22 protein-coding genes, 1 tRNA gene and 1 pseudogene are annotated in these 18624 nt (G+C 72.7%); 9 read left to right on the forward strand and 15 right to left on the reverse strand.

Annotated features, from left to right (window positions below; translation table 11 throughout):
• Window positions 1-16: 16 nt before the first annotated feature.
• Window positions 17-286: a hypothetical protein gene (locus ABZU74_RS23755; RefSeq protein WP_355427731.1), complete on the reverse strand. Its 270-nt coding sequence runs from the start codon at window positions 284-286 to the stop codon at window positions 17-19.
• 198 nt (window positions 287-484) lie between these two features.
• Here ABZU74_RS23755 and ABZU74_RS23760 point away from each other — a divergent pair, with 198 nt between their 5' ends.
• Both ABZU74_RS23760 and ABZU74_RS23765 read left to right on the forward strand, forming a co-directional pair.
• Window positions 485-1141, forward strand: a complete 657-nt coding sequence (locus tag ABZU74_RS23760) for a 4'-phosphopantetheinyl transferase superfamily protein (protein WP_355427734.1) — start codon at window positions 485-487, stop codon at window positions 1139-1141.
• A gap of 202 nt (window positions 1142-1343) precedes the next feature.
• Complete coding sequence (locus ABZU74_RS23765) at window positions 1344-2114, forward strand: DUF4352 domain-containing protein (protein ID WP_355427737.1); 771 nt, start codon at window positions 1344-1346, stop codon at window positions 2112-2114.
• Window positions 2115-2168: 54 nt separating this feature from the next.
• Here the strand turns inward: ABZU74_RS23765 and ABZU74_RS23770 are convergent, their stop codons facing one another.
• Together ABZU74_RS23770 and ABZU74_RS23775 are read right to left on the reverse strand one after the other, a co-directional pair.
• On the reverse strand, window positions 2169-2546 hold the full coding sequence (locus ABZU74_RS23770; RefSeq protein WP_355427740.1) for a hypothetical protein: 378 nt from the start codon (window positions 2544-2546) through the stop codon (window positions 2169-2171).
• Window positions 2547-2575: 29 nt separating this feature from the next.
• Window positions 2576-3661 carry a Gfo/Idh/MocA family oxidoreductase gene (locus ABZU74_RS23775; protein WP_355427743.1) on the reverse strand — a complete coding sequence of 362 codons (1086 nt, stop codon included), beginning with the start codon at window positions 3659-3661 and terminating at the stop codon, window positions 2576-2578.
• A gap of 59 nt (window positions 3662-3720) precedes the next feature.
• On the opposite strand from ABZU74_RS23775, the gene ABZU74_RS23780 reads away from it, so the two are divergent.
• Entirely contained in the window at window positions 3721-4449 is a 729-nt protein-coding gene (locus tag ABZU74_RS23780; RefSeq protein WP_355427746.1) for a hypothetical protein, read from the forward strand.
• A gap of 57 nt (window positions 4450-4506) precedes the next feature.
• On the opposite strand, the gene ABZU74_RS23785 is transcribed toward ABZU74_RS23780, so the two are convergent.
• The 6 genes from ABZU74_RS23785 to ABZU74_RS23810 form a co-directional block, all read right to left on the reverse strand.
• Window positions 4507-4580 (reverse strand) — tRNA-Ala (locus tag ABZU74_RS23785).
• A 253-nt stretch (window positions 4581-4833) separates the two neighbouring features.
• Complete coding sequence (locus ABZU74_RS23790) at window positions 4834-5616, reverse strand: hypothetical protein (protein WP_355427749.1); 783 nt, start codon at window positions 5614-5616, stop codon at window positions 4834-4836.
• 201 nt (window positions 5617-5817) lie between these two features.
• On the reverse strand, window positions 5818-6468 hold the full coding sequence (locus ABZU74_RS23795) for a GNAT family protein (RefSeq protein ID WP_355427752.1): 651 nt from the start codon (window positions 6466-6468) through the stop codon (window positions 5818-5820).
• Window positions 6469-6580: 112 nt separating this feature from the next.
• Entirely contained in the window at window positions 6581-7894 is a 1314-nt protein-coding gene (gene glp, locus ABZU74_RS23800) for a gephyrin-like molybdotransferase Glp (RefSeq protein ID WP_030329151.1), read from the reverse strand.
• Window positions 7891-8853, reverse strand: coding sequence for a UTP--glucose-1-phosphate uridylyltransferase (locus ABZU74_RS23805; RefSeq protein WP_355427755.1), 963 nt, complete (start codon window positions 8851-8853; stop codon window positions 7891-7893). Before ABZU74_RS23805 ends, glp begins: the two co-directional genes overlap by 4 nt.
• A gap of 9 nt (window positions 8854-8862) precedes the next feature.
• Window positions 8863-11205 carry a diguanylate cyclase gene (locus ABZU74_RS23810; protein ID WP_355427758.1) on the reverse strand — a complete coding sequence of 781 codons (2343 nt, stop codon included), beginning with the start codon at window positions 11203-11205 and terminating at the stop codon, window positions 8863-8865.
• Window positions 11206-11290: 85 nt separating this feature from the next.
• Here ABZU74_RS23810 and ABZU74_RS23815 point away from each other — a divergent pair, with 85 nt between their 5' ends.
• Together ABZU74_RS23815 and ABZU74_RS23820 are read left to right on the forward strand one after the other, a co-directional pair.
• Window positions 11291-11968 carry a 5-formyltetrahydrofolate cyclo-ligase gene (locus tag ABZU74_RS23815; RefSeq protein WP_355427761.1) on the forward strand — a complete coding sequence of 226 codons (678 nt, stop codon included), beginning with the start codon at window positions 11291-11293 and terminating at the stop codon, window positions 11966-11968.
• Window positions 11965-12171: pseudogene (locus ABZU74_RS23820) on the forward strand (FmdB family zinc ribbon protein); the annotation flags it as partial. The gene ABZU74_RS23815 and the pseudogene ABZU74_RS23820, both read left to right, overlap by 4 nt.
• Window positions 12172-12185: 14 nt before the next feature.
• On the opposite strand, the gene ABZU74_RS23825 reads toward ABZU74_RS23820, so the two are convergent.
• Window positions 12186-12389, reverse strand: a complete 204-nt coding sequence (locus tag ABZU74_RS23825; RefSeq protein WP_355427926.1) for a hypothetical protein — start codon at window positions 12387-12389, stop codon at window positions 12186-12188.
• 317 nt (window positions 12390-12706) lie between these two features.
• Here ABZU74_RS23825 and ABZU74_RS23830 point away from each other — a divergent pair, with 317 nt between their 5' ends.
• Complete coding sequence (locus ABZU74_RS23830; RefSeq protein WP_355427763.1) at window positions 12707-13027, forward strand: hypothetical protein; 321 nt, start codon at window positions 12707-12709, stop codon at window positions 13025-13027.
• Window positions 13028-13157: 130 nt separating this feature from the next.
• On the opposite strand, the gene ABZU74_RS23835 is transcribed toward ABZU74_RS23830, so the two are convergent.
• Window positions 13158-13340, reverse strand: coding sequence for a hypothetical protein (locus tag ABZU74_RS23835; RefSeq protein WP_112581848.1), 183 nt, complete (start codon window positions 13338-13340; stop codon window positions 13158-13160).
• 105 nt (window positions 13341-13445) lie between these two features.
• Here ABZU74_RS23835 and ABZU74_RS23840 point away from each other — a divergent pair, with 105 nt between their 5' ends.
• Complete coding sequence (locus ABZU74_RS23840; protein ID WP_355427766.1) at window positions 13446-13952, forward strand: hypothetical protein; 507 nt, start codon at window positions 13446-13448, stop codon at window positions 13950-13952.
• 80 nt (window positions 13953-14032) lie between these two features.
• Here the strand turns inward: ABZU74_RS23840 and ABZU74_RS23845 are convergent, their stop codons facing one another.
• Window positions 14033-14515, reverse strand: coding sequence for a DUF2231 domain-containing protein (locus tag ABZU74_RS23845; protein WP_355427912.1), 483 nt, complete (start codon window positions 14513-14515; stop codon window positions 14033-14035).
• Window positions 14516-14717: 202 nt separating this feature from the next.
• Between ABZU74_RS23845 and ABZU74_RS23850 the strand changes: the two genes are divergently transcribed.
• Together ABZU74_RS23850 and ABZU74_RS23855 are read left to right on the forward strand one after the other, a co-directional pair.
• Window positions 14718-15146: a Fur family transcriptional regulator gene (locus ABZU74_RS23850; RefSeq protein WP_196920954.1), complete on the forward strand. Its 429-nt coding sequence runs from the start codon at window positions 14718-14720 to the stop codon at window positions 15144-15146.
• Window positions 15147-15223: 77 nt separating this feature from the next.
• The gene (locus ABZU74_RS23855; RefSeq protein ID WP_355427769.1) at window positions 15224-16081 is read left to right on the forward strand and encodes an oxygenase MpaB family protein; all 858 of its coding nucleotides are present in this window, start codon (window positions 15224-15226) and stop codon (window positions 16079-16081) included.
• A gap of 21 nt (window positions 16082-16102) precedes the next feature.
• Here ABZU74_RS23855 and ABZU74_RS23860 read toward each other — a convergent pair whose 3' ends face one another.
• Genes ABZU74_RS23860 through ABZU74_RS23870 form a run of 3 tightly spaced genes read right to left on the reverse strand, consistent with a single transcriptional unit; the run spans window position 16103 to window position 18595 of the window.
• Window positions 16103-17023: a PD-(D/E)XK nuclease family protein gene (locus ABZU74_RS23860; protein WP_355427772.1), complete on the reverse strand. Its 921-nt coding sequence runs from the start codon at window positions 17021-17023 to the stop codon at window positions 16103-16105.
• 43 nt (window positions 17024-17066) lie between these two features.
• Window positions 17067-17681: a MarC family protein gene (locus ABZU74_RS23865; RefSeq protein ID WP_091394729.1), complete on the reverse strand. Its 615-nt coding sequence runs from the start codon at window positions 17679-17681 to the stop codon at window positions 17067-17069.
• 41 nt (window positions 17682-17722) lie between these two features.
• Entirely contained in the window at window positions 17723-18595 is an 873-nt protein-coding gene (locus ABZU74_RS23870; protein ID WP_355427775.1) for a PHP domain-containing protein, read from the reverse strand.
• Window positions 18596-18624: the final 29 nt, after the last annotated feature.

An 18624-nucleotide genomic window follows, 5' to 3' on the forward strand; every position in this document is an offset into this window, starting at 1 on the left:
CGGGGCCACCGGAGGCTCAGCTACGCCGGGAGCCGCGCGGCAACCAGCCGATGAACCGGTCCTGGAGCGACATCACCGGAGCGGCGCGCAGATCCTCGGTGGCGGCGGCGAGGCAGGAGCCCAGATAGACGCTGAGCATGGCGCGATCACCCCCGTACTCCGCCAGCAGCCGGGTGCGCTTCGTCGCGCACGGCCACTCGTCTCCGCAGGAGCCGCAGCTCCAGCAGGGGGTCTTCGGGGCGTGCTCGTCAGCCCGCACCCCCGGCCGTTCCGCACCATCGGTCATCGCACGTCCTTCCAGATGTCCACGGGACTGGCGGCTGCCGTGCCGGCCAGCATTGATGGTGGTCCCCCCGGAGCCATCAGGGAGGGCACTGCTCGTCCCTCCGGTGTTACATCTTTGCGGTACTTTCAGCGGTCGTGGGAGTCGGAAAGTTGACGGTTGACCCGATGTGCCATTCCTACCGACCAGTAGGTCGCCGGAATGCGTGACCTGCTGCCATCGACGGTCGCGGTCGCCGTCGCCGGACCCGAGGACTGGACGGGCGAGTTGCTCCCCGCTGAGCAGGCATGTCTCGGTGAGCAGGCGGTGCAGACCCGTCGGCGGGACTTTGCCGCCGGGAGGATCTGCGCCCGCAGGGCGTTGCGCGACCTCGGCCTGCCGACGACCGCCGTGCCGGCCGCCGCCGACCGCGCGCCGGTCTGGCCGGCCGGGGTGGTCGGCAGCATCACCCACACCGCCGGCTACTGCGCCGCCGCGGCGGCGCAGACCACCGACATCCGGTCCGTCGGGATGGATGCCGAGCAGCACCGCGACGTCAATCCGGGAATACGCCGACTCGTGCTGCTGCCCGAGGAGGAGGCCGCCTGCGCGCGGCTACCCAGCGGCATCTACTGGCCGCTCGTGCTGTTCAGCGCGAAGGAAACCGTCTACAAGGTGTGGTACCCGGTGGTCCGCGGTTGGTTGGACTTCCACGACGCCCGACTCGACATTGATCCGGATGCCGGCACGTTCACCGCCCGGATCGCACCGGCCCGGGTGGACGCGGCGGGGGTCGACGACCCACCAGCATCGATCATTGGCCGCTTCGTGATCGCCGACGGACTCGTCCGCACCGCCGCCGTGCTTCCGCTGCGCTGACCTCGCCTGGTTACTCATAGCGATGGATGGGATACCGATCCACATTGACGTCCGGTGACCGGTCGAGCACCGTCCATGCTGGCCAGTGCCCTGTCGCGCATCCTCGGTGGGACAACCGCCGGCGTGGCGACTGGGCGCTCCACCACCAACGGTAACGTCGAAGCGTTCCCGCACCGCACGTACCGAAGCGTCAAGGAGTACGGTGACCCACCCCCAGCCCTCCGTCAGGCCGCACGACCCTCAACAGCCGAACCCGCAGCCGCCGAACCGTCCGTTCGCGGCGACACCGCAGCCGCCGTTCTCGGGGGCTGCGTACCCGGCAGCTGGCGGGTACGCGGAAGCCGGCGGCGGATATCGGGCACCCGGTGGCGCGGGCTACCCGATCATCGCACCACCACCGGCGCAGACGGATCGCGCCAAGAAGTCGGTCGTTGTCGTCGCCGTCACCGCTGCCGTCCTCACCCTGCTCTCCTGCGCCGGTGGCATCGTGGCGGTGGTCATCGGCACCAAGGGCACCTCGACGACTGTGAGCGAGGCGCGGGCCACCCCGTCGTCGCCACCGCCGGTGAACCGCGGCGCCCGCGACCTGTCACCCGGCGACACACTGGTCGTCAACGGTGACGCCGGCACCGTCGAGATCACCGTGACGAAGTTCAGCAGTGCCACCAAGCCCTGCAAGTCCCACGGACTGAAGCCCGGCGAGGGCATGTACGTGATCGCTGACGTGACGGTGGCCGTCACCAGGGGCACCGCGTCGACGAACCCGCTCTACTTTCAGTGGGTCGCCGCCGACGGCACCAAGACCACAGCGATCGGTGGGGCCTTGTCCGGCTGCGGCAAACCGATTCCGGCCGTCGACGACCTGACCGCCGGCACCAGACGTACCGGGAGTGTGGTGTTCGACGTGCACGACACCTCAGGCGCGTTGGAATACCAGGACCAGTTCCAGACCGCCGGTTCCTGGAGGCCGTGAACGTCCGGGCGCGGGGCTGGCCCAACCGGTTCAGCCCCGTCTCCGGCGTCGTCACTAAGCGAATCGGGCGAGCAGGTACACGCTGAGTCGCTTACCGTCGCGCACCGCCACCACGTTTCCGGTCACGACGTCCCCCTCGCGCCGGTGGACCTCGTACGACGGCGCGTCGAAGCGCCACCCGATGGTGTCCGGAATGGTTGCGGCGGGAAGCGGGAACCCCTGATCGGTCGGCGCCATCGTCGGCGGCTGCGCCGGTACGGCGGCCCAGCCGTCGAGGATCCGGTCCAGGCACCCCCGGGACGTGGTGAAGTGCCGAAGAACCCGTCCGGGTGCCGGTAGGGCCGCGGCCCCCAGAAGTGCGCGGGCGGGTAGAGGGCCGGCGATCACCAGCCCGATCGCTCCCCAACGCCACAGCCGATTGTTGAGTTTCATGGTGCTTCCCCCGTTCCCTCCCGATGGCGCTACCGCCCCCACGCCTCGGTGGCGGTGACGACGGGCCGGCCTGTGCGCACCGATTCTCCGATGGCGAGGCTTATCAGGTGGTCCTGGCAGGCCTCGGCGAGCGGATACGGTGCCGGGCCCTCCTCCCGCGCCCACGCCCCGGCGCGGGCGACGATGTCGGCCACCGCGATGTCGTCGTCGGACATCCCGCTGCCGACGAACGGGTTGCGGTAGACCACGTCGCCGTCGAAGCTGATGTGCTTCAGGTCGAGCCCCTCCAGGTTGAGGTCGAGACCCGTCTGGCGTCGCACCAACGAGGACTCCACCGGCGTGGTCGGGTCGACCAGGCGGACCACCCGGTCGTCCACCAGCTCACCGCGCGAGCCCCGCACCACCAACCGGCGGGTACGCAGCGGGTTCCACCACTGGTTGTCGGTGAAGTCGTACAACCCCATCCGCCCGCCGAAGTCGATGGTCGCGAGGGTGGTGCTGAGCTGCTGCGGGGTGTCGTCGCCGCTCCAGCCGGCAGGCGAGAGCGGGTTGGCCAGCGGCGCGACGAAGGCACGCGCGCTGACCTCGGCGCTCTCGTGACCGACGCCGAGCAGGCCCCGGATCAGCGACACCGCGTGGTATAGGTGGGTCGACGAGATCTGGACCGAGGTCGGCTCGCCGAGTACGCCGGCGCGGACCAACTCCAACCGCGCCGCGTGCCCGGGCATCAGCAGGTACTGCTCGGCGACCTGCACCAGACCGCTGCCTCCGACGTCGGCCCAGAGCGAGCGCAGACCCGCCAGGTCGGCGGCGGGCGGCGTCTCGGCGAGCACCGGTACGCCGGCCGCGACCAGCTCCCGGGTCGCCTCGGGGGTCACCGGCCACGGCACCGACACGATGACGAAGTCCGGTCGCTCGTGGGCGAGCAACTCCGCCGTCGTGCGGAAGGTCCGCACGCCCCAGTCGGCAGTCACGGCAGCTCCCCGCGATTCGGTACGCGTCACCACCCCGGTCACCCGGAACCGCTCGGGGAGCAGCCGGGCCAGGCGAAGGAAGAACTCACCTCGCCAACCACTGCCGACAATGCCGAACCGGGTCTGGGCCACCGCAGTCATCTGGGCTCCTCACGTAGAGGTCCGGATGCTAACCGTTCCCCTTCGCTACTGTGGTGCCGATGACCACCGACCCGATGCGCGCCGTACCCGTGCTGGCGCCTGACGCCCGAGCGCCCCTGGACTACTACCTGGTCCTACCTCGACTCGCTGACCCGGCCACCACTGTGGAGGGAATCGTCGTCGAGGAGTTCACCCGCCACCACGACTTCACCACGACGGGGCTGGACAGCGCCGGCTGGACGCCGGAGGCCGGCTGGTGGAGTTCCGCCGCGCTGAGCCGTGGCATGCGCATCGACCCCGAGGTGCTGGCGCGGGTGGTCCCCAGCTCCCGTCCGGAGGCCGAGGAGGTCTACCGCGTGCTCGGTGGTGGGCAACTGCCGGACGAGTCCGTGCTTCGTACGCACTTCCTCGACCATCAACCGATCGCGAGCGCCCCGCCGCTGCGGCTCGGCCCCGCCCAGCCGCCGGCCGGCTTCCACGAACGGCGGGTGTACCGCGTCCTCTTCGCCAAGGATCTCCGCGCCGAGCAGGTGACGAGCCTCCGGACGGCCTGGTCGACACCGGCGGGCGGCACGAGCGCGTCCGCCGCGAGCCGGCGTCTCGACAAGCAGGGCGACCAGTTCACCTGGGACCTGCGGCGGGTCGGCCACACCCTCGCCTGGGCTCTCGACGTGACGGTTCTGCTGAGCACCGAAGCGGCCCAGGCGGTGGGCCCGACCCTGACCGGCCTGACCAACGTCCTGCGCGAGCACGGCCTGATACCGGTGACGACCGAACGCTTCTCCTAGTGCGGGAAGATCGAAAAAGGCCGTTTCCGAAGTGCGGAAACGGCCTTTGACCTGGGGTGGAGCTGAGGGGATTTGAACCCCTGACCCCCTCGATGCGAACGAGGTGCGCTACCAGTCTGCGCCACAGCCCCCCGCCGGCGAACCGGCTTCGGTCCCACCCGGCTTACACCGGGCGGGCCGGCAGCAAGGCTAACAGGTCGCCGGCCCCCACCGCGAATCCGCCCCCGGTGCGGCACTCCGGCCCTTCCGGAGATCCACTCGCGTTCCTGGAAACCGGGGCATCCCGGACGCCACGACCACCCGACTTCCAGGAACCCGAGTCGATCAAGCCGGGCCACCGCCACGGCACGGCCACGGCATCGCCACGGCCAGGAGACGGGCGCGTCAGGCGCCGCGGCCGGCCTCGTAGGGGCGGCCGCGGAGGCCGCCCGACCGCCGGTACGAGACCGATCCACCGTTGACCGCCGCCGGTAGGTCTCCCGATCGGTCCAGGCCCATGGCGGCGCGGCGTACCCCCTCGCGCTGGGCGGCCAGGCGGCGCTGCGCCTCCCGGCGGGCAGCGGCCCGGCGGGCCTGCTCCCGGCGCACCTCGGCCTGACGGGCGGCCAGCCAGGCGGCCTCCCGGGCTCGGGCGCGACGGCGGCGACGTCCGGCGAGGGCCTGACCCCGCAGATGGACGACGTACAGGGCCAGGAGCAGGAAGGTGACGCCGAAGCCGACCCAGAAGCCGGGGCTGACGAAGAGCACGCCGATCAGCTCGACGACGTTGAGGAGCAGCAGGGCGGCGAGCACCCGGCGACGCCGGTACACGGCGGGGGTGTGCTGTCGGCGCGGCGGCGGGCGGCGACGGGACCGCTTCGATGCGGCGGGCACGGCGCGCAGCCGACCGGAGCGGCGGGCGGCCGGGGGCGCGGAGACCGGCGCACCCAGCGCGCCAGTAGTCGCATTCTCACTGAGGGTGACGATCAGTGAGCGCGGCGGGTGGACGGGTCGCCGTCCCGGCACAGTGCGGCGCCGTCGGCGGCGCTGGAGCACCCGCGCCGTCGACTGCGCCCGCTCCGCCACCAGCCGCTCGGTGGCGTCGTACCGGCGAACCAGCGCCGGGGCCAGGGCGAGCAGGCCGGCGGCGGCGAGGACGGCGAGGAGCACCGAGGTCGGCACCCTCACCCCTCCCGTCACCGAATTCGAAGCAACCGCTCTCCAACCGCAGGATCTTCCACCGATCACGCCTGGGCGCGTGGATCGTCCGGCCGGGGAGCGCTTGCCGCAGCTTGCAGTTACTTGAGGTTACGGCGCACCGACCGGGATGCCACCGCGCCGCGCCGATCCCGTCCGTGGGACGGCTCGGGAGGATGGCAGGAAATCCTCCTACCGCGCGCTGGCGCGTACCCGGTGCCAGCGGGCCAGCAGGCCACCCTCGGCGGCGATCTCCTCACTCGTCATCGCGTACCCGATGTGGTCCCGCCAGGCGCCGTCGATGTGCATGTAGCGCACGTGGTACGACTCCTCGCGGAAGCCCAACTTCTCCACCACCCGCCGGGACGGCCGGTTCTCCGGACGGATGTTGACCTCCACCCGGTGCAGCCCGCCCGGGCCGAACGCGTGGTCCACGGCGAGCGCGAGCGCCGTCGGGATCACCCCCTGGCCGGCGACCCGCGCGTCCACCCAGTAGCCGACGTAGCCGGAGCAGAGCGCCCGCCGCACGATGCTGCCCACGTTGATGTGCCCGACCAGCCGGTCCCGGTCGGCCTCACGCAGGCAGACCGCGAACGGCATGCCCTCACCCTCGCGGGCCGAGCGCCGCTGGTCACGGTGGACCCAACGGAACGCGGCCGGCGAGTTCATCTCGTCCCAACCGCCGGGCAGCGACGACTCCCAGGGCGCCAACCAGGCCCGGTTGGCTCGCCGTACCTCCGACCACGCCGCCGCGTCGGAACGCCGGTAGGGCCGCAGCAGCACCGGGCCGTCAGCCAGCTCCACCGGCCAGCCCGGTGCCCGCGCGGGTCCGAAGAGACTCACCCGCACAGTCTCCCGCGCGGGACCGTGTCGCGCGCAAGTGGCCCCGCCGCGGTCACCGCACACCCTCGGACGACCAGCCGACGCGGGCCGCGAGCGGACCGGCCGGGACAGGTCACCGGCGGCGGTCCAGCAGCAGGACGTCCACCGTGGAGCCGGCCGCGGCCGTGGTGACCCGCTCGCCGAGCACCAGCAGCCCGTTGGCCTCGGCCAGCCCGGAGAGGGTGAACGGCCCGCCGCTGAGAGGCTGGACCGTGTACCCGCCGCCGCGTCGCTCGGCGACGTGCGCGGGACGGAACTCGCGCAGCCCCGCCGGCGACGACACGGTCTCCAGCAGGTGTGCCCGCACACTGGGTCGGAACACCGGCTCGGCGCCGGCGAGCAGTTGGATGGCGGGACGGGCCAGCACCTCGAAGCCGATCAGCGCGGCGCCCGGGTCACCGGGTAGGCAGACCACCGGCACCTCCTCGGCGCCGACAGTGCCGAACCCGAGCGCGGTGCCGGGGTAGAGCGCCACGTCGGTGAAGGTGACCGGCCCGGCGCGACCGCCCTCGCGGCGGGAGAGGATCCGGCGCACCATGTCCCCCGGGCCGGTGCCGGTGCCCCCGGTGGTGATGATCAGGTCGGCGCGCAGCGTCTGGTCCTCCAGCAGCCCGCGCAGCCCCTCCGGGTCGTCGTCGCAGATTCCCACCCGGTACGCCAGTGCGCCCACCTCGGCCGCCGCAGCGGTCAGCGCGTGCGAGTTCGCGTCGACCACCTGGCCGGGCTGACTGCCCCGGCCCACGTCGACGAGTTCGTCACCGGTGGCCACGATGACCACCCGTGGACTGGGCCGGACCACCACGTGCCCGATGCCGGTAGCCGCGAAGACGGCGACCAGGGCCGGGGACACGTAGGTGCCCGCCCGAGCCAGCAGGGTGCCGGCGGGTAGCTCCTCACCGGCTCGGCGTACCCCGTACCCCCGTTTGGGGGTTCGGAAGATCTCCACAGCGGCCATGCCCTGGTCGGTCCACTCCACCGGGACCACGACGTCCGCGGCGACCGGCAGCGGCGCCCCGGCGGCCACCGAGAAGCACGAGCCGGGGGTGAGCCGGACCGGCCGCCAGCTCGCGGCGCCGAGGTCGCCGACCACGTTGAGTCGGATGGTGCGGCCGCCGGGCGTGCCGGAGGGGGCCGGGACGTAGCTCGGCCCCCGCCCCCCTCCGGAAATGTCCTCCCAGCGCGCGGCGTAGCCGTCCACGGCGGCCTGGTCGAAGGCCGGGAAGGCATGCGGCGCGACGACGTCCTCGGCGAGGACGTTGCCGTGCGCCTGGGTGAGGTCGAGGTCGAGTGGCGGCAGCGCGCGCAACCTGCGCAGCACGCTGCCCAGGTAGTCGGCGAGCGGCGTCAACTCGTTCGCGGCCGCCTCGGCGTCGGCCGTCGCTGTCATGTACCAGATCCGCCTGCCGCGTCGGCCTTGACGAAGTCGGCCAGCCAGGACCGGAACTCGGCGCCCAGGTCGTCGCGCTCGGCGGCGATCTGCACCACCGTCTGCAGGTACCCCAGCGGCATGCCGGTGTCATAGCGGGTGCCCCGGTAGACGATCGCGTGCACCGGGGTGCCCTCGGTGCGCAGCAGCTCCATCGCGTCGGTCAGCTGGATCTCGCCGCCGCTGCCCGGCTTGGTCCGCCGGATCGCGTCGAAGATCTTGCCCGGCAACACGTAGCGGCCGAGCACCGCGAGGTTGCTCGGGGCGTCCTCGGGCTGCGGCTTCTCCACCATGCCGGTCACCTTCACGACCTCACCGATGTCGGTCAGCTCCGACTCGGCCGGCTCGACGGAGGCGATTCCGTACCGCTTGGTCTCGGCCGGGTCGACCTCGAAGAAGGCGAGCACCACACCGCCGGTGCGGGCCTGCAACTCCAGCATCGCCGGCAGCAGCGGCTCCGCCGGCTTGACGAACTCGTCGCCGAGCAGCACCGCGAAGGGCTGGTCTCCGACGTGCGACTCGGCGTACCCGACGGCGTGGCCGAGCCCGAGCTGCTCGGGCTGCCGCACTGTGTAGATTTCGGCCAGCTCGCTGGGCCGACGCACCGCGGCCAACCGCTCGGAGTCGCCCTTCTCCGCCAACCTGGCCTCCAGGTCCGGGCGACGGTCGAAGTGGTCCACCATCGACGTCTTACCCCGACCGGTGATCAGCAACACGTCACCGATGCCAGCCTGCGTGGCCTCCTCGACGATGTACTGCAGCACCGGCCGATCCACCACCGGCAGCAGTTCCTTGGGCACCGCCTTGGTGGCCGGCAGGAACCGGGTGGCCAGTCCGGCGGCCGGGATGACGGCCTTGACCGCCAGGGGACGGCCAGTTGCGGCGACCGTCGATGAGGGGTTCGCTGAGTGCTCCGACATGCCGCGAGACTATCGGCCACGGCTCTGCCGCGGCGGGTGTGGCCCAGAAGACGCGCCGCCACCTGACCCCGGCCGCGCCGCGTCCGGGCCGGCGCGCGCCCCGCCCGTCGCGCTGCCCGGCGTGTCGTCGTCCGAATCCGGCCGGGCGTGCGCCGGGCCCGCCAGCGACGATTCCGGTACGCCCACCGCCGGGTCGGACCGGGCGGGCCCGCCCGGCTCCCGGGTGGCCTGCACCGGCTGGCCGGCGCGCGGCAGCCCGTCGGGTGGGCTCACCGCACACGCGAGCACCGGAATCTCCCGGGTCGGCAGGTCCGAGCGCACCTCGGCGACCCGGTACGTGTCGCGGCCCGCCGCCTTGGCCGCGTAGAGCGCGTCGTCGGCGGCCTCCAGCACCTCCCGCCCGGTGCTGCCGTGGTCCGGGAAGACGGCGATGCCCACCGACACTGTCACCAGGACCGGCCCGGCGTACGCCTCGACGGCGATGGGCGTGTCGCGGACCGCCGCGCCGAGCCGCTCCGCCACGATCGCCGCGCCCCGCGCGTCGGTCTCCGGCAGCAGCAGCACGAACTCCTCACCACCCTGACGGAAGGCCAGGTCGACCTCACGAATCTCCCCACGCACCCGGCGGGCGAACTCGGCCAGCACGGTGTCCCCCGCGGCGTGCCCGTACGTGTCGTTGACGTCCTTGAACCGGTCCAGGTCCAGCGCGAGGACGCTGAGCATCCGCCCGAAGCGGCTGGCCCGTTCCACTTCCCGCCGGATCGACTCGCGCAGGTAGCGGTAGTTCCACAGGCCCGTGAGCGGGTCGGTGAGGGAGAGCCGCTGCGCCTCCTCGTGCACCCGGACGTTGTCCACCGCCACGGCCGCGTGGCCGGCGAAGGTGCGCAGGGTGGCCAGGTCGTCGTCGTCGAACTCGTCGGCGCCCAGCCGGTCGTAGAGGGCCAGCACGCCGAGCGCGGCTGCCGCGCCAGCGTCCTCGGTCGGCCCCGAGGGTCCGCCGAGGGTGGTCGTGGCACCGCCGGCCGGGGCGGCGAACGGAACCGCGACGTACGTGCGGCAGCTCGGCTCCCCCGTTGGCGCGTCGGTCGGCTCCGCCCGGCCCCGCTGCGGTTCCCCGGTGGCGGCGACCGCACCGACCACGCCGACGCCGACCGGCACCCGGAGCGTCTGCGGCCCGTCCGCCTCCTCGGTCGGCCAGCGCCCGTCCAACCCCTCGGTGCACTGCGCGACGAGCACCCCGCCCGTCTCGACCAGCAGCACGGCGCCGGCACGTGCGCCGGTGGCCCCGATGGCACTGCGCAGGATCACTCGCAGGATGCGTTGCAGGTCGTGTGTGCTGGCCAGGGTGTCGCCGAGCACCGCGAGGTGCCCGCGCAGCTGATCCCGGTTGCTGGTCAACGCCGCGACGTAGGAGCCGGTCTCCCGGGTCATCCGGTTGAACGCGGCGGCCAACCGCCCCAGCTCGTCGCGACTGCGCACCGGCACCCGGGCGGTCAGGTCGCCCTGGGCCACCCGGTCGACCGCGCCGGCCAACTCCGCCAGCGGTCGGGTGGTCACCCGGGCCAGCCGCCAGGCGGTCAGCACGGCGAGCAGCCCGGCCAGCACGACCACCCCGACCAGCGTGGCGTGCAGCCCCGGTGGCCGTTCACTGGGCACGGACAGCACCAGCGGCAGCGGCTGCGCGTCGGAGGGGCCGAGCCGGCGCACGTACCGGCCCTCGTTGGTCTCGGTGACCTGGTCGCCCCGGACGTTGACGGCGGCGGCCAGCACCGCGTCGCGTACGTCACGGGACTCGGTCGTGTGGGTGACCTGCGCGGCGCCCGTCCCGCTGTCGAGCAGGGTGACCGCCACCCCGGTCACCGCCGCCAGTCGGGCCACGAAGGCCGGGTCGACACGTTGCGCGGCGGTCACGGTGCCCAGCCGGGTGCCAGCGCGATCGTGCAGGTCGACCTGGGCGGCCAGCGCACCGACCGGGCCGGCCGAGGTGCCGTTCGCGCCCTCGGTGGAGCCGGCGCAGTGTTGCCACGGGGCGGACGGCGCACCGGGCGAGAGGTATTTGACCTGACCGGCCACGTCGGTGATCAGCACCGCGGCGGCCAGACCCCGACCGACCAGTTGCGCGGCGGCGACGGCCGGGTCGGCGGTGAGCGCCACCGCGTCGGCGGTGGCGCGTAGCTGCTGGCAGAGCGCGTCGACCGAGGTACGCACTGTGGACGCCGCCACGGCCAGGCGCTCGGTGGAGCGGCTGCGGTCGACCGCCGCGAGAGTGGAGGCGACGAAGAGCGCGCCGAGCAGGACCGGCCCGAGCACCACCACGAGGAAGGCTGCTGTCAACCGCCCGCGTAGCGTCACTCGGTCCCCCCGGAAGTTCCGCCTCCGTTGCTTGCGATGCTGACACAGTGCAACCGTGGGAGAGGCGTTGCGTCAGGAGTGTTGCGTGCCGGAATTTTCTGATGAAGCGGAAGTGACCCGGACGGCGAAGCGGGACACCCGCGTTGAGCTGCTCGCTCGCCGCCGGTCGCTGTCCGCCGCGACGAGGGCGGTCGCCGCCGGGCGCGTGCAGGCCGAGCTCGTCGCTCTGGTACGCCGGCTGCGCCCGAACCAGATGACGGCGTACGTGCCGGTCGGTTCCGAACCAGGCGGCGCCGACCTGCCCGAGGTCCTGCGGGCGGCGCTGCCGGCGGACGCCGAGTTGCTGCTGCCGGTGCTCCTCCCCGACCTGGATCTGGACTGGGCGGCGTATACCGGGCCGGATGCCTTGATCGCGGCGGGTCGGGGTATCCGAGAACCAGCCGGTGCCCGCCTCGGGCTGGCCGCCGTGGCGCACGCGGAGCTGGTGGTCGTACCGGCTCTCGCTGTCGACAAGCACGGTCGACGGCTCGGGCGCGGCGGCGGCTCGTACGACCGTGCCCTCGCCCGGGTGCCCGAGGCAGCCCTGACGGTGGTGCCCCTGCACGATGGTGAGCTGGTCGAGGCGCTGCCCGCGGAGCCGCACGACCGCCGGGTGCGCACGGTCGTCACTCCCGCCGACGGGGTGCGTACGCTTGACGGCGGCCCGGGTGCGGCGCACGGTGTCGCGCCCCACACGTCCGCTGGACGAACCCGGGGCGAATGACGCACCATTGGCACTCGAATACGTCGAGTGCCAACTGGCTGAGCCCAGATCCGGAGGAGAACGTGCCCACGTACCAGTACGCCTGCACCACGTGCGGTCACCAGCTCGAGGCGGTGCAGTCCTTCTCTGACGAGCCGCTGACCGAGTGCCCGGCGTGTCAGGGGCGGCTGCGCAAGGTCTTCAACTCGGTCGGCATCGTCTTCAAGGGTTCGGGCTTCTACCGCACCGACTCCCGGGCGTCCGGCTCCGAGACGACGGCCGGCGGTACGGCCACCAAGCCGGCGAAGTCCGAGTCGTCCTCCGGTGACAGCTCGTCGTCCTCGTCGTCCTCTTCGGGGTCCTCGTCCTCGTCCGGGTCGTCCTCGGGCTCGTCGGGGTCGTCTTCCGGGTCGTCCTCTTCAGGTGGATCGGGCAGCGGCAAGGCGGCTGCGGCAAGCTCCGCGTCCTGATCGACGAAGGCCCGACCCCCACGGGTCGGGCCTCGATCAACTCCGGTTCTTGATCCACTCGGGTTTTAGGAAGTCGGCCTTTCCCCGCCGCTCTGACCACCCGGATTCCTTGATCGCGAGTCGATCAAGGCGGCTGCCCTAGCAGACCGAACCGACGGATGGGCGTTATCCACAGGCAGCGCGGTTGTCCACAGGGCCGGCCAGAAGGTCGGTCGAGGCGGCGAGAAATGCCTAGCCTGCCGTCCATGGGTGCCACTGCGGCGCTCAGGGACAGGAGGCGGCAGAGGCGATGCTCGATCCGGACTCCGCGCGGGCGTTGCGCCCGCTGCGCCAGCTCAACCTGCCCGGCGGGCGCACCCTGCTTCGGGCCGGTCTGGTCGCCGCCCTACTCGGCCTTGCCGCCGCAGTCCTGCACACCCCGGCCGGATGCCCACCGGCCGCTGTGCCCTCCGACGCACCGTCGGTGGCGGACGACACGGCCCAGCAGGTCGAAGGCAGTCGATCGGCCGAACCCAGCAGGACAAACTCCCCCGACATCCCCAGCTCAAGCAGCAACCCGGACGACTCGGCCGCAGAACCCGGCCGCGTAGGCCCCGGCCCGCCGACGTAGGGCCGGGTCGGCGTCGTGGGCCGGATCGGCGACGTAGGGCCGGACCGACGTCGCGGACCGGACCGTCGACGCGAGCCGGGTCGACGTCCCGGGCCGGGCCTTCTTCCCGGGAGAACTGGCCGAGCTGGGGTCAGTCCCAGTGCGGGGGGCGTTCGGCGAGCAGCCAGTCGTCGTTGCCGCCGGACCGCTCGCCCCAACCACGGTCGGTGTCGTCAGAGGTCTGCTCGGGCAGCACCACGAAGTCTTCGCTCAGGTCGACGGCGCGGTCATCGTCTCCACGTACGCCGTGCGTGCCGGGGTCCTCGGTGCTCACGAACGGCAAGACTAGCGCAGTCGACGTCGGTGGACCGGGCCCTCGACCGTGGCACGCCGGCCAGAAGCGGCCGGCCCGCCGGTGGCGTTGGTAGCGTCGGACGGCGTGACGACCCCCAGCGGTGGCAGCACCCCGGACGACTACTGGCGACGGCCCGACAGCGGTGACGACGCGGTGACGGACCAGCCTCCCGCCGCGCCCGCCGCCACACCTCCGACCTGGCCCAGCAACCCACCCACGACCGGGCCCAGCACCCCACCCGCGAGCGGGCCCACCGACGCGCCACCGGCCGGGCAGGCCAGCCCAGCATCGACGGGGCAGCCTTCCGGCGGGCAGGCCGGCCCGCCACCGGCCGGGCAGGCCGGCCCAGCATCGACCGGGCGTCCTTCCAACGGATACTCCGGTCCGCCGCCGAGCGTGCCGCCGCCGGCGGGTTGGCGTCCACCCGTACATCTGCAACCGGCGCCGCCGCGACAGCTGCCGCCGCAGGACATGGCCGACCTGGACGCGGCCGAGCAGCGCTCGCAGCGGGTCACCTATGGCTTCGGCGCGGCGGCCGGGGTGGTGCTGCTGGTTCTACTCTGCCTGCTCTGCTCGCGAGTGATCTTCTGAACCTCGCCTCCGGGGCAGCGGCACGACGACAGCAGCGCAACGACAGCAGCACAAGGGCAGCAGCGAAGAGGGACGGCAGCTCAGAGGGTGGTACCCCAGACGGTCTCGGCACCGGAGTGGCCGGTCAGGTAGACGTAGATCAGGGCGGCGATGGCGAGCGCCACGGCCGCTACCGACAGCACCGGGGTGACCAGCGCTGGCAACTGCGGCACCCGGGGATGCCCACTCGTCGCCACGAGCAGCAGGATGGCCACGATCCCGAGCGGCACCACGATGCGGAACAGGATGTCACCGTAGCGGGAGTGCTCGAAGATCTGATCGAGGATCGGTCCCTGGAAGCCTCGGGCTACCAGCGCGTCGGTGAGTGCCTCACCCGACTTGACCGCGACGTAGGCGGTCACCGGCGCGGCCACGGCGAGGAGGCCCAGGGCCCAGTCCAGCCGGTGCCGCCACCGCGGCAGCCCCACGTACGCGATGGCCAGCACCGCCAGCAGCGGCACGAACACGACGACCGCGTGGATTACCAGGACGTGTACCGGTAGACCCAGGATCTCCTCGAACATCGAACCCTCCAGGTGGATCATGGTCAGGGGTGGCCAGCCTATGGTCCGCCGATCGTCCCCAGGCTCTCGACCGGACACACGCGCGCAGCGTCGATGGGGTTCACCCGCTGGGGCCGTACTCTCGATCTTGCCTGGCTGTGTCGGCGGCCACCCGAAGCGGGCGACGGTTGTCGATGCGGACCGGGCGTGCTGTCATTGGCCAATGTCCGGTGCCGAGGAGCTGCTGCGGTCGAGGGGCCTGCGGGTGACGCGGCCACGCCTCGCGGTGCTCGACGTGCTGGCCGACGGTGGCCACCTGGAGGTCGACGAGATCACCCGGCGGGTCCGCGAACGCCTCGACTCGGTCTCCACCCAGGCGGTCTACGACGTGCTGGGTGCCCTGTCCCGGGCCGGGCTGTCGCGCCGGATCGAGCCGGCGGGCAGTCCCGCCCGCTATGAGGCGCGGGTGGGCGACAACCACCACCACGTGGTCTGCCGGGGCTGCGGCGAGATCGCCGACATCGACTGCGCGGTGGGCAGCGCCCCGTGCCTGGAGCCGAACACGGCCCACGGGTTCGAGGTGGATGAGGCCGAGGTGACCTTCTGGGGTCTCTGCCCGGGCTGCCGGGCCCGTCGCTCCGCCGACGTCTGACCGGCGGCACCAGGGGCAGGCGCGGCACCGGCGGCACGTGACCGGCGAGGTCGGCCCGCCCGTGGCACTCTTGAGCGGTGGACTCCGATGACCTCGGCCTTTTCGGTCCGGGTTCGGTCACGTGGAAGGTGCACGAGGAGCCGATCCTGATCGTCGCCGGCCTGCGCTCGCTCTACCTCCAGGCGTTGCACCCTCGGGCCATGGCCGGGGTCGCGCAGAACAGCAACTACCGCACCGACGCCTGGGGCCGACTGGTCCGCACCGCCACCTACGTGGCGACCATCGTGTACGGGACGACAGCCGAAGCGGAAGCCGCCGGGGCCCGACTGCGCCGTCTGCACGAGCGGCTGCGGGCCACCGACACGCTCACCGGTGAGCAGTTCCGGATCGACGAACCGGACCTGCTGCGTTGGGTGCACGTGACCGAGGTCGAGTCGTTCCTGACCACGGCCCGCCGCGCCGGGCTGCCGCTGAGCGACGACGAGGTGGACGGCTACTACACCGAGCAGCGCCGCGCCGCCGCCCTGGTCGGCTTGGACCCGGCCACCGTTCCGGGCACCGCCGCCGAGGTCGCGGACTACTACGAGGCGGTACGGCCACAGTTGCGGATGACCCGGGAGGCTGCCGAGACGGCGGTGTTCCTCACCGCCCCGCCGCTGCCGTGGAAGGTCAGCCTGCCGGTCCGGTTGGGGCTCACGCTGGGTCCACCACGTTGGGCGTACCTGGGGATCGCCGGCACCGCGTTCGGGCTGCTGCCGGGGTGGGCGCGCCGGATGTACGGAGGTCTCGGCCTACCGACCACCGCGCTGTCGGCGGACCTGAGTGTGCGCGCGCTGCGGCTCGCGTTGGCTGCCGTCCCCCGCCGCTACCTCGAGGGGCCGTTGATCCAGGCAGCCAAGGAGCGGGCCACGCGCCACGCCGCGCTGACCGGCTGACCGGCCCCTCGGCACGGGGGATCAACCGTCGGCGGGCCGGTCCATGGCCGCCCACGGCTCCTTGCCCGGGGCCTGCGCGCCTGCCGGGCAGTGCCGCCGGAAGTCGCACCAGCCACAGCGCGGGCTGGGCGCCACCGGGAAAGCCTCGTCCGCGTCGGCGCCGTCGGCGACTGCCCGTTCGGCGGCCATGATGTCGCGGGCTGTCTCTTCCGCGCGGCTCAGTTGTCGGGCCAGGGACTCGACCGTGTGGTCGTGGCCGGCGACAGTGCCGGTTGGCAGGTGGTGCAGCTCCACCCGGCGGCACGGCCGACGGAACACCCGCTCGGCGGCGTACGCGTAGAGCGCCAGCGCCTGCGAGCCCCTGGCGTCGTCCGTGTCCAGCCCGGTGCGGCCGGTCTTGTAGTCGACGATGACCAGCTCCGGCCCCTCCGGGCCGGGCCGCGAGTCGATCCGGTCGGCGCGCCCGTTGAACGCCAACACCGCGGTCTTGACCGCCACCACCCGCTCCACGCCGAGCGGGTCGGAATCCGGCTCCAGCGTCTCGACATACGCCTCCAGCCACCCCAACGCCCGCCGGTATGCGGCCCGCTCCTGCTCGTCGTCGCGGTAGCCCTCGCGGACCCAGGTGCCCTTGAGCAGCGTGGCCAGCGCCTCGGGGCGCCGCCGGTCGGCGGGCAACGCATACCAGTTCTTCAGGGCGGTGTGCACGCTGGCGCCGAGTGAGTTGTGCGCCCACGGCGGGCCCTTGGGTGGGGCGGGCCGGTCGACGTAGGAGTAGCGGTAGCGACGCGGGCAGTCCGCGTACGCGCCGAGCTTGCTCGGGGTGCAGACGAACAGCCGCTCCGGCATGCCCTCGAAGCCGAGCTGCTCGGCGTCGCCGGCGCGCTGCCGAGGGGCCCGGCCGCCGGCGGCCGGCCGCCCCGCTGATGAGGATCGTCGCACGCCTGCGATCCTGCCATCCGCCCCCGACATCGCGCGCGTGCCGTCAGGCCATGTTGACGTACTGCGTGACGAAGGCGGCCACCGCGTCGGCGATGAGCTGCACGGCGATCGCGGCCAGCAGCAGGCCGGCGATCCGGGTCAGCACCTCGATGCCGCCCGGCCGGAGGATTTTCACGATGCCGCCGGAGAAGCGCAGGACGATCCAGACGGCGACCATCACGGCGAGGATCGCCACGGCGATGGCGCTGAACTCGCCCAACCCGTCGGCCTGCTGGACGAAGAGCATGGTGGCCACGATGGCGCCCGGGCCAGCCAGCAGCGGCGTGCCCAGCGGCACCAGCGCGATGTTGGAGGTGACCTGTTGGCTCGGGTCGTCGGCTTTGCCGGTCAGCAACTCCAGGGCGACGAGCACGAGCAGCAGCCCACCGGCCGCCTGTAACGCCGGCAGGTCCACGTGCAGGTAGTCGAGCAGGGTCTGCCCCGCCACCGCGAAGATCACGATGACGCCGAGCGCCAACGCGACGGCCTGCCAGGCTGCCCGGTTACGGTCGCGGGCCGGCAGCGGGCCGGTCAACGCCAGGAAGATCGGCATCATGCCCGGCGGGTCGGTGATCACCAGCAGGGTCACGAAAACCTCGCCGAACAACTTCAGATCCACGTGATCAACCTAGCCGCGCCACGATGGGCGAAATACCCGGATCAACCCGAAGCGACCTCGGTCACCCCCTCGGCGACGATCCGCTCGTACGCCTCGACGCTGGTGCTGAACGTGCCGAGCTGGACGGTCTTGTGGGTGCCGTGAAAGTCCGAGGAGCCGGTGACGAGCAGGCCCAGCGCGGCGGCGAGTGCCCGGACGTGTTCCCGTTCGGCCGGGGTGTGGTCCTCGTGGTCGGCCTCGAGCCCGGCGAGCCCGGCGGCGGCCAGCTCGACGATCAGCTCGTCGGGCACCACCCGGCCCCGTCGGGTCGCCCGCGGGTGAGCGAAGACCGGCACTCCTCCGGCCGCCCGGACCAGTCGAACGGCCCGGAACACGTCGATGTCCTCCTTGGGCAGGCGGTACCGCTCGCCCAGCCAGTCCGGGCCGAACGCCTCCCGGACGCTGCCGACCAGGCCGGCGCGGATGAGCGCTTGCGCGAGGTGCGGGCGTCCGACGGTGCCGCCACCCGCGCCGGCCAGGATGTCCGGCCAGTTCACGTCGATGCCGTCGGCCCGCAGGAGGTCGACCATCCGTTCGCCGCGCTCTTCCCGGGCGGCCCGGACCCGAGCCAGCTCGGCCACCAGCTCCGGGTGGTCCGGGTCGAACAGGTACGCGAGCAGGTGCAGCGGCACCGCCGGCTGGGTGCCGGACCAGCGACACGACAACTCCGCACCCCGGATCAGGCGCAGCCCCGGCGGCAGCGCGCGCACGGCGGGCGCCCAGCCGGCAGTGGTGTCGTGGTCGGTGATCGCCAGCACGTCCAGCCCGGCGTCGAAGGCCGCGTCGACCAGCTCGGCCGGGGTCAGCGTGCCGTCGCTGGCCGTGGAGTGGGTGTGCAGGTCGATCCGGGGGGCGGAGCCGGTGCGCGAGGTCACACCGCCCGACGTTACCGAGGAAACAGCGA

The organism is Micromonospora sp. NPDC005171 (assembly GCF_040608575.1).
Classification (GTDB): Bacteria; Actinomycetota; Actinomycetes; order Mycobacteriales; family Micromonosporaceae; genus Micromonospora.